General features: G+C 57.8%; 1 rRNA gene. It reads left to right on the top strand.

The window, feature by feature from the left end:
- Positions 1 to 1,227: ribosomal RNA gene (locus I656_RS0117150) — 23S ribosomal RNA — on the top strand; the annotation flags it as partial.

The raw sequence follows: 1,227 nt of genomic DNA, 5'->3' as shown, positions 1-1,227 counted from the left end.
CCGATTTCACACTGCCAAGAAAAGCCTCTAGCGAGGGAAGAGGTGCCCGTACCGCAAACCGACACAGGTAGGCGAGGAGAGAATCCTAAGGCGCGCGGGAGAACTCTCGTTAAGGAACTCGGCAAAATGACCCCGTAACTTCGGGAGAAGGGGTGCTCTTTGGGGTGAAGAGCCCTGAAGAGCCGCAGTGAAAAGGCCCAAGCGACTGTTTATCAAAAACACAGGTCTCTGCGAAGCCGAAAGGCGACGTATAGGGGCTGACACCTGCCCGGTGCTGGAAGGTTAAGGGGAGCGCTTAGCGGAAGCGAAGGTGCGAACCGAAGCCCCAGTAAACGGCGGCCGTAACTATAACGGTCCTAAGGTAGCGAAATTCCTTGTCGGGTAAGTTCCGACCCGCACGAAAGGTGTAACGACTTGGGCGCTGTCTCAACGAGAGACCCGGTGAAATTATACTACCTGTGAAGATGCAGGTTACCCGCGACAGGACGGAAAGACCCCGTGGAGCTTTACTGCAGCCTGATATGGAATTTTGGTATCGCTTGTACAGGATAGGTGGGAGCCTGGGAAGCCGGAGCGCCAGCTTCGGTGGAGGCGGCGGTGGGATACCACCCTGGCGGTATTGAAATTCTAACCCGCACCCCTTAACGGGGTGGGAGACAGTGTCAGGTGGGCAGTTTGACTGGGGCGGTCGCCTCCCAAAAGGTAACGGAGGCGCCCAAAGGTTCCCTCAGAATGGTTGGAAATCATTCGGAGAGTGCAAAGGCACAAGGGAGCTTGACTGCGAGACGGACAGGTCGAGCAGGGACGAAAGTCGGGCTTAGTGATCCGGTGGTTCCGCATGGAAGGGCCATCGCTCAACGGATAAAAGCTACCCCGGGGATAACAGGCTGATCTCCCCCAAGAGTCCACATCGACGGGGAGGTTTGGCACCTCGATGTCGGCTCATCGCATCCTGGGGCTGTAGTCGGTCCCAAGGGTTGGGCTGTTCGCCCATTAAAGCGGTACGCGAGCTGGGTTCAGAACGTCGTGAGACAGTTCGGTCCCTATCCGTCGCGGGCGGAGGAAATTTGAGAGGAGCTGTCCTTAGTACGAGAGGACCGGGATGGACGCACCGCTGGTGTACCAGTTGTCCCGCCAGGGGCACCGCTGGGTAGCTATGTGCGGACGGGATAAGCGCTGAAAGCATCTAAGCGTGAAGCCCCCCTCAAGATGAGATTTCCCACCGCG

This window comes from Geobacillus sp. WSUCF1 (assembly GCF_000422025.1).
GTDB lineage: Bacteria > Bacillota > Bacilli > Bacillales > Anoxybacillaceae > Geobacillus > Geobacillus zalihae.
Note: the sequence above shows the minus strand (reverse complement) of the source record. Positions and strands in the feature narration are given on the sequence as shown.